Raw genomic sequence first — 8,105 nt, 5'->3', positions numbered from 1 at the left:
TGCACGGTGTCGCCGTCGGACCGGCCCGCGGCATGCGACGACTCGCAGTGAATACGTCCGAGTGCACCTGGGGACAGGGCCGTTCGGCCCTCCGTCGGGCGGCTGGGGCGTCCGACGGGGCCGCCGGACGCCACGAGGGCCTCGCACCGGCTGACGCGCGGACGGCCCCGTGGGTCGGTGAGCCCCGCGGGCCGGCACGGACAAAGGCCGTCCGGGCCGTGGGTCGTGGAGGCGCACTCAGCCGATCCGGGCCGCCAGGATCGCGATGTCGTCCGTCTTCCCCTTGCCGAAGGCGTCCAGCAGGGTGTCGCAGAGCTCCTCCAGCTCCGGCGAGGAGGCCGCGAGGGTGCGGTCCAGGGCGGCCATGCTGTCGTCGAGGTCCTCGCCCGGGACTTCGATCAGCCCGTCCGTCAGCAGCAACAGCGTCGAACCCGCGGGCACGTCGTAGGGCACGGCGGGTTCGTGCGGAAGGCTGAGCCCGAGCAGCGGGCCGTGCTCGGTGAGATAGCGGGTGGAGCCGTCGGGGTGTCTCAACAGGGGCGGGATGTGACCGGCGTTGGCGATGTGCACCCGTCTGCCGCCCGGCTCCACCAGTACCAGGCAGACGGTGACGGTGATGGACGGCCTCAGGCGCACCAGCAGGGCGTCCAGCCGGATGAGCAGGGTCTGCGGATCGTGGCCCTCGATGGCGTACGCGCGCAGGGCGTGGCGCACCTCGCCCATGATCATGGCTGCCTTGAGGGAGTGTCCGGCGACGTCTCCGATGGCCAGGAGCAGACCCCCGGGGGTCTCGATGGCCTCGTAGAAGTCGCCGCCGATCTCCGCGAGGTCGGCGGCAGGTTCGTAGCGGACCGCCATGTCCACCCCCGGCACGTCGGGCAGCCGGTCCGGCAGGAACGTACGCTGCAGGGCCAGGACCAGTGCGTGTTCCTCGCTGTGGCTGCGCAGCGCTTCCAGGGCCAGCGCGCACGCCTGGGCCAGCTGGGACAGCAGCTCCCGATCGTCGTCGCCGACGAGTGTCGCGGCGTCGACGGCGAGCGCGACCGGGGGCCGGCCCCGCTTGGTGCGGGCGAGAACCAGTGCGACCCGGTCGGGGAAGACGTCGGGGTGGCTGTTTCCGTCCCGGCAGGCCAGCTCCTTCCACTCGGCGCCCGACAGGACGGCGATCTCCGTACCGGTGGAGTCGCCGAGGGCCCTCTCCGACAGGAAGTCCAGCAGGCGGGCGTCGCCTTGCGCGAGGGTGACCGGCGGCTCTCCGGATCCTCGGGGGCGGCCGGCCTGTCGCGGCACCACGTATACGGTCCGGCCGTCGGGGCTGAGGGCGACGGCCACGGCGGGCGAGTACATCAGCACGGCGGCTCCGGCCGCCGCCGCGTGGGTGAAGGCCTCGCCGTCCCTCGCCGCGTACACGGCGAGGGTGCTGCTGTTGAGCGCGGCGACCCGGGTCGCGAGCCGCTCGGCGCGGCGGCGCGCGCGGGCGTACCGGAGGGCGGCGGTGACGGTCGCCAGGAGTTCGTCCGGGGCGATCGGTTCGGTCAGGTAGGCGTCGGCACCCCGGTGCAGTCCCTGGGTGCGGTCGCTCACCTCGATCGCCGTGGCGGAGACGTGGATGACGGGCAGGTGGGCGGTCCGGGGGTCGGCCTTGATCTGCTCGCACACCTCGAATCCGCTCATGTCCGGCAGCTTCACGTCGACGATCGCGAGTTCGGGCAGCAGTGCGTCGGGCGACTTCGCGAGCAGCGCGAGGCCTTCGGTACCGTCGGCGGCCTCCACGACCGTGTGTCCGGCGCGGCGCAGCCAACTTCCCACGATGTAACGATTGGTGTCGTTGTCGTCGAGAACCATGACCGTGGCGACCGCGCTGTCCGCGTGAGCGAGGGGACTCATCCCGTGCCGCCCTCTTCGGCCCTTCGAGGGGATTCGTCCGGGTCCGGGACCCGCTCCGGGAAGGTCCCGAACGCGTCGGCCAGCCGGGCGAGGTTCAGCGTGGACTTGTCGAGGACGGCCCGCGCGTGGGTCAGACGCTCGTGGTCCAGGGTCTCGTCGGCGGCCGAGGTGATGACGATCACCGGGATGCCGGACAGGTCGCTGTCGCCCGCGAGTTCCGCCAGTACGTCGTAGCCGTCCATGTCGGGCATGTGCAGGTCGAGCAGGACCGCCTCGGGGTGTTCCCGGCGGATCGTGTCGACCGCCCGGCCGCCCTCGCCCACCTCGACGACGCGGTCGGCGAGTCGCGCGAGTACGGGTCGCAGGGTGCTGCGGAAGACCTCGTCGTCGTCGACGGTGACGAGGAGGGCCAGCTGTGCGGGGGTGCGGTGCTCGGCGTGCGCGGAATCGGCTCCGGGCGGAGCGGCGGGAAGCCGTACGGTGACCTCGGTGCCCTGTCCCGGGGTGCTGACGAGGACGAGGTTGCCGCCGAGGAGTTCGGTGAGGCGCCGCGCGTAGGGCAGGCCGAGACCGGTCCCGGAGCGGCCGCGCTGGTGCGCTCCGCGGACCTGGTAGAACTCCTCGAACACCTGGTGCTGTTCCTCCGGCGGGATGCCGACGCCGGTGTCGGTCACGGTGAAGACGACCTCCGCGCCGCGTTCGCCGTTCCCGGCCGCCACGTCGAGCCGGACGGTTCCCTCCTCGGTGAACTTCAGCGCGTTGGTCAGCAGGTTGCGCAGGATACGGGTGAGCATGACCTCGTCGCTGACGAGGGTCGCGCCCGGCCAGGAGTCGGCCACGGAGAGCGTGACGCCCTCCCCGGTCGCGTACCCCCGCAGGGTGCCGTGCAGTTGGCCGAGGGTGGCACGCAGGTCGATGGACTCCCAGTGGGGTTCCAGGCGTCCGGATTCGGCCTTGGCGACGTCGAGCAGTTCGTCGACGAGGGCGAGGAGGGTGGCGCCGGAGGCCGAGATCATCGAGATCCGCCTGCGCTGCTCCTCGTCGAGGGTCTCGCCGTCGATGTCGAGGAGCAGTCGGGCCAGGCCCACCACGGAGTTCACCGGGGCGCGCAGTTCGTGGCTGACGTTGGCCCAGAACCGGGTCTTCGCCTCGCTCGCGTCGCGCAGCTGGCTCGACTTCTCCTCGAGTTCTGCGTAGAGGGCCACCACTCCGCGGTTGGTCTCCTCCAGTTCCTCCGACAGTTCGGAGTAGAGGGCCACCACTCCCCGGTTGGTCTCCTCCAGCTCTTCGTTCAGGCGGCGAAGCTCCTCACGCTGGGCCCGCGACTCCTCCAGAGCGGCGATCAGGTCGATGGTCTGCGCGCGGGCGTCCTCCAGCTCCGTCGAACCCCGGTGCGCGTTGAGGACGTCCTGGGCCCGCCGCAGGCTGTCGGGGGTGGTGGCGGCGGCCGAGAGCTGCTGTTCGATCGTCACGGCCCGTCCCACCGGGTCGTGCTGGGTCGGCACGAGTCGGGAGGCGGCCTCGATCGACTCGCGCCCGGGGCCCGATCCGTCCCGCCAGAGAACGGCGACCCGCAGCACCGGGGACGCACCCGGCACCGTGCCGAACGTGACCCTGAGTCCGGACGTGCCGAGGACGTCCCGGCCCAGTTCGCTGAGGGCGGTGGCGAGGCGTATCTGGTCCTGCCGCTCGACCCCCAGGGCTTCGGCGACCGCCTTGCCGCTGCGCCGGAGCACGAAGATGTCCTGCTCGGTGGCGAGCGTGATGGTGGCCAGAGGAGCGGAGCTTCCGGCGGCGGGAGGCGTCACCACGCCCCCTTCGCGACCACTGCTCCGGCGTCGTCGCGGCGTACTCCCGCCTCGCGCAGCAGTTGAGCCGCTGCGACGATCGGGGAGTGCGCCAGCAGACCGGGCAGGGCGACGGGCTGCCAGCGCTCGGTCAGCCCGTCGGAGTGCATGATCACGCCGCTGTCGCGGGGCAGTTCCTGGCTGACCGTACGCAGGGTCGGCAGCTGGTGGCCGACGATGCCGGGCGCGGACAGCAGGGAGCGGCGGGTGTTCGTGGCCGGGTCGACGACGAAGGTACTGACGTTCCCCACCCCGCAGAAGGACACGGTGCGCGCACCGGGTTCGATGCGCACGACGGCGACCGCTCCACCGCGTCCGCCGCGCAGCGCCGTGTGGATCTCCCGGATCACACCGTCCGGGGACTGCGCGCGGCCGTCCCTGAAGGCGGTGACGGCGGCGTCGGCCGCACGGCCGGCCAGTGGTCCGTGGCCGAGGCCGTCGCAGAACATGAGCAGCAGGGCGGGGCCGTCCGACGACGGATCATTCCCCTGCTCTCCGTCCTTCGGCACGCGTGGCACCGCGGACGCCGCCGGGGCGTCGGTGCGGGACCTGCCGAATCCGGTCAGCGCGGACCAGTCCAGGGCGTTGGACACCTCCCGCCCGACGGTTCGCCGTGCCGGCTGCGGCTCCGGAACACGGACACCGACGGGCCGGGCCGCCCAGGCGTCGCCGCACGCCTCTTCGCCGGTGATGGGCCGGGTGAGCCCCGCGACGACGGGCTCGCCCGCGGCCGCGGCCCGCCCCGCCGCCTCCTTCGTCCAGAAGCGGGCGGCCAGTACGGTCCCGTGTCCCGGCACGGAGTGGATGTCGACGGAGTCGGCGAGGCGTGTGATCGCGCCGAGTCCGATGCCGAGCGTGCCGGCCGAGGAGACGCCGTCGGTCAGCGAATGGCTCACGTCGGCCATGCCCGGGCCCGCGTCGATGGTGACGATTTCGACGCCCGCGTCGTTCGCCGTGCGTACCGCACGCAGCAGCAGGGTGCCGTCCACGGCGTGCCTGTCCAGGTTGGTCGCCGCCTCGCTCACCGCGAGAGCGACCTCGGCGCAGCGCTGCTCGTCGAAGCCGAGGCGCCGCGCCAGGGCGGATGCGGCCCCCCTCGCGGCGGCCGGCAGGGATTGGGGGTCGCGGAACCATGCGACGTCCTGCGAGTCCAGCATCGGGAGTGTCAGCGGGCCCATTTGGTCACCGCGATCTGGGTGCCGCGGCCGACCTCGGTGTCCAGGGTGAAGTCGTCCACCAGCCGGCGCGCTCCACTGAGGCCCAGGCCGAGACCACCGCCGGAAGTCCATCCGTCGGTGAGCGCGAGATCCAGGTCCGGAATGCCGGGCCCGGAGTCCTCGAAGACGGCTGTCACGCCGAGGCGGCCGTTCCGGCGCACCAGGCCGGTGCGCATGACTCCGCCACCGCCGTACACCAGGGTGTTGCGGGCGAGCTCACTGGCAGCGGTGACCAGCTTCGTCTGGTCGACCAGCGACAACTTGCACCGCTGGGCGAGGGTGCGCACGAGTTGGCGGGCGCGGACCACGTCGTCGTTCGACGCGACCGTGACGGTCTCGTGCTCGCCCTCCGGGACGGAGGGGAGCCCGCTCACGGCCGTGCCGGACGGCGGTTGTTCGACCGGGCCAGGATGTCCAGCCCCTTCTCCAGGGTCAGGGCGGTACGCACCCCGCCGAGTGACAGGCCCAGCTCGACCAGGGTGATGGCCACGGCGGGCCGCATGCCCACGACGACGGTCTCCGCGTCGAGCATCCGGGAGATGGCCGCCGTGGTGGCCAGCATCCTGCCCACGAAGGAGTCGACGATCTCCACGGCGGTGATGTCGATGACGACGCCGCTCGCGCCCGTGGCGACGATGCGGGCGGCGAGGTCGTCCTGCAGATCCAGGACGGTCTGGTCCTCCAGATCCACCTGGATGGACACCAGGAGGACCTCGCCGATCTTCAGGACGGGTACGCGCTCGCTCACGCCCGGCCGCCCGAGGTGGTGAGGCCGTTGTCGGCACGGCGCAGCGCGTGCTTCAGCGCGTCCGCGAGCGTCGCCTTGGTCACGATGTCGCCGAACTGGATGCCCAGAGCCACGATGGTCTGGGCGATCTGCGGACGGATGCCGGAGATGGTGCACTCCGCGCCCATGAGCCGGGCGGCGACCACCGTCTTGAGCAGGTGCTGGGCAACCTCGGTGTCCACCGCGGGGACACCGGTGATGTCGATGATGGCCTGGTCGGAGCCGGTGTCGACGAGCGTCTGGAGCAGCTTCTCCATCACCACCTGGGTGCGCGCCGAGTCGAGCGTGCCCACGAGCGGAACGGCGACCACGCCGTCCCACAGCTTCACGACGGGGGTGGAGAGTTCCATCAGCTGTTCGGACTGGGCGCTGATGATCTCCTCGCGCGCCTTGGCATAGACCTCGATGGTGTACAGGCCGAGGGCGTCCAGGAGTTTGCCGAACCACAGGGAGGAGTGGATGTCGGTGGCCGACGTGTCCGCGGTCGGAGCCAGGAGCTCCTTGCACGCGAAAACGCTGGTCGCCGTCTCCGTCGGCGTGAAGCCCTGGCGGGCGCGGTTGCGCGACAGCTCGCCCAGGAGCGCGCGGACCTCGGCGAACTCCTCGGCGTGCGCGTCCCCGCCGCCCGCGCGCAGTGCCTCCACGAGAGCGGTGTACAGCTCGCGCAGTTCACGGTCCAGCTCGGCCAGAGAGACGCGCCCGCGCAGCGTGCGCGAGACCGACTCCACCCAGGCAGCCTCCAGCGATTCACGCTGCTCGGTGAGAAGCGTGACGACCCTCGCCGATATGTCTTGTTCCGCCACCACGGTGATCCCCTCCAGTTGCGTCCCGTTGATACGGGTCGTTCTTCGCAGCGTAAGCCATCGATCGGCCGCTCCAGGCGTTGCCCGGCTTGCGACAAATGCCACATACCCCAGACTCGTGCGAGCAGCGCTCGACGGAGGGCTCGAACACCCTCCACCCGATCGGGGCCCGACGGTAAACATGCCGGGGGCATGCATCTGGAGACATGCCGGAGGGCATGCCCCCGCGAGCCGTTCCGTTGCGGGATCGGCCCGGCCGCCACGCAGGCGGGGACTGCCACCCCACCGCGCAGACCCCGCCTGCCCCCACATCGCCGCCCCTAATCCTCCACAACCGACTTCGGCCCTTCACACGGGAAGCCCGCATGTCCACCGACGGGAAGGGTGCCGCTGCCACTCCAGCGACCCATCATGTGATTAGGTTAGGCATACCTAAGTTCACGTCCGCTCGAATCCACCGCTCTGGAGCACCGGTATGCGCACACACAGCAGCCACCCCGCCCGGCCGACCCCTGCCGAGTGCGTGCGGTCCATCCTCCGGGCCGCCCAGTCGATGACGGTGGTGAGCGACGGCAGGCACCACGAGGTCCACCGGCTCGACGAGGACGGCGGCGCCATGGGTGCCGTCCATCTGCACGCGCCCGACGACGGCACCCGCTCCCCTTCGGCTCCACGCATCCCCGTACGCCTGGAGCTCACCGACATCGCCCCCACCTCCGTGCGCGACCGGCTGCGGGCCCGGGTGACCCTCACCGGCCTCATGGAGGCCCCCTACGACGACGAGTCCCCCGCGTCGGCCTGCGTGGAGTTCGGGCAGGCCGTCCTGGAACGCGACGGGGACCGGCACTTCGTGACGATGGAGGAGCTCGAAGAGGCGCCGCTCGACCCGACCACCACCAGCGAGGCGGGCATGCTGATGCATCTCATGGACAGTCACCAGGAGTTGATCCCCCTCCTGGTGCGCCTCGTGCGCCCGCGCCCCGGACGCGGGATGCTCCGCGCGGTCCCGCTGGCGTTGGACCGCTACGGCATGACTCTGCGGCTGGAGTTCCCCGGTTCCCACCAGGACGAGCGGCTGCCGTTCGCCACCCCGATCACCGGCCTCGACCAGGCCGGCCCCCAGATCCACGCACTGCTGTCCGCCGCCCGCCGCGCGTCCCACCTCGGCCCGCTGCTCACCTGACAGGACGGTCGCCCCCACACCAATCCGGCCTTAGCGAACCGAAACTGACGGTACGTCACATAAATGCGAGGTGTACATCTCCGGGATCGGGTTATGCGGATGTCACACAGAGGAGTACCCCGGACTCCTGACAGAAGGAGACAGCGATGCCGCTCACTTTTCGGAAGAGTTTCCAGATCCTGCCCGGCGTGCGTCTCAACATCAACCGCCACTCGTGGTCCGTCACCACAGGCGGCAAGCACGGCCCGAAGCGCACCAGGAGCAGCTCCGGACGCCGCACCACGTCCATGAACCTGCCGGGCCCCTTCGGCTGGCGCAAGACCCGGCAGGCTCACCGGGGCTGACCACCACCGCACGGAAACGGGGACCCGGTGATGAACC

At 71.3% G+C, this 8,105-nt stretch carries 8 protein-coding genes; 2 read left to right on the top strand and 6 right to left on the bottom strand.

Features of this window, described 5'->3' with window-relative positions:
- Positions 1-237: 237 nt before the first annotated feature.
- The 6 genes from ACFWEP_RS27640 to ACFWEP_RS27615 are packed head-to-tail and all read right to left on the bottom strand — an operon-like array spanning position 238 to position 6,541.
- The gene (locus ACFWEP_RS27640) at positions 238-1,887 is read right to left on the bottom strand and encodes a SpoIIE family protein phosphatase (protein ID WP_387373926.1); all 1,650 of its coding nucleotides are present in this window, start codon (positions 1,885-1,887) and stop codon (positions 238-240) included.
- Entirely contained in the window at positions 1,884-3,695 is a 1,812-nt protein-coding gene (locus ACFWEP_RS27635) for a hybrid sensor histidine kinase/response regulator (RefSeq protein ID WP_387373924.1), read from the bottom strand. The genes ACFWEP_RS27640 and ACFWEP_RS27635 overlap by 4 nt, the downstream gene beginning before the upstream one ends.
- Positions 3,692-4,912, bottom strand: coding sequence for an ATP-binding SpoIIE family protein phosphatase (locus ACFWEP_RS27630; protein WP_387373922.1), 1,221 nt, complete (start codon positions 4,910-4,912; stop codon positions 3,692-3,694). Before ACFWEP_RS27630 ends, ACFWEP_RS27635 begins: the two co-directional genes overlap by 4 nt.
- Positions 4,900-5,325 (bottom strand): anti-sigma regulatory factor, encoded by a 426-nt coding sequence (locus ACFWEP_RS27625; RefSeq protein WP_327179326.1) that lies wholly within the window; start codon positions 5,323-5,325, stop codon positions 4,900-4,902. The genes ACFWEP_RS27630 and ACFWEP_RS27625 overlap by 13 nt, the downstream gene beginning before the upstream one ends.
- The gene (locus ACFWEP_RS27620; RefSeq protein ID WP_387373920.1) at positions 5,322-5,699 is read right to left on the bottom strand and encodes an STAS domain-containing protein; all 378 of its coding nucleotides are present in this window, start codon (positions 5,697-5,699) and stop codon (positions 5,322-5,324) included. Before ACFWEP_RS27620 ends, ACFWEP_RS27625 begins: the two co-directional genes overlap by 4 nt.
- A complete protein-coding gene (locus ACFWEP_RS27615) occupies positions 5,696-6,541 on the bottom strand; it encodes an STAS domain-containing protein (protein ID WP_387373928.1) in 846 nt (281 codons plus the stop codon). The genes ACFWEP_RS27620 and ACFWEP_RS27615 overlap by 4 nt, the downstream gene beginning before the upstream one ends.
- 475 nt (positions 6,542-7,016) lie before the next feature.
- Here ACFWEP_RS27615 and ACFWEP_RS27610 point away from each other — a divergent pair, with 475 nt between their 5' ends.
- Together ACFWEP_RS27610 and ACFWEP_RS27605 are read left to right on the top strand one after the other, a co-directional pair.
- Positions 7,017-7,724: a DUF2470 domain-containing protein gene (locus ACFWEP_RS27610; protein WP_387373918.1), complete on the top strand. Its 708-nt coding sequence runs from the start codon at positions 7,017-7,019 to the stop codon at positions 7,722-7,724.
- Positions 7,725-7,870: 146 nt separating this feature from the next.
- Positions 7,871-8,068, top strand: a complete 198-nt coding sequence (locus ACFWEP_RS27605; RefSeq protein ID WP_327179324.1) for a DUF4236 domain-containing protein — start codon at positions 7,871-7,873, stop codon at positions 8,066-8,068.
- Positions 8,069-8,105 lie beyond the last annotated feature (37 nt).

The organism is Streptomyces sp. NPDC060198 (assembly GCF_042728415.1).
Lineage (GTDB): Bacteria > Actinomycetota > Actinomycetes > Streptomycetales > Streptomycetaceae > Streptomyces.
This window is presented reverse-complemented; position numbering and strand designations above follow the sequence as displayed.